We start from the raw sequence: 244 nt of genomic DNA on the forward strand, positions 1-244 counted from the left end.
CCGTCTGCGCCTGTTCGACAGCGCATCTTCCCCGCGCCGAGAATGACGCCATCGACCGGCTGATCCAGTACGCGCCGCGAAGGCGCGGTCGGATCATCGTCGATCATCCGATCTTGTCGATCGAGGCCCACCAATATGGCTTCTGGGTCCATCTTGGCTTCATCGATGACTGGCCCGATCGCCCCGATGGGCTTTCGCCTGAATTCTGGGCTTTGCTGTCGGACGCCCGCAAGGCTGGAGCGAA

The 244-nt window shown here is 62.3% G+C and carries 1 pseudogene; it reads left to right on the forward strand.

The annotated features are described in order from the left end of the window. Positions 1–244: pseudogene (locus SxD43FB_RS24550) on the forward strand (hypothetical protein); the annotation flags it as partial.

The organism is Sphingobium sp. D43FB, assembly GCF_002312805.1.
In the GTDB taxonomy this organism is placed as follows: Bacteria; Pseudomonadota; Alphaproteobacteria; order Sphingomonadales; family Sphingomonadaceae; genus Sphingobium.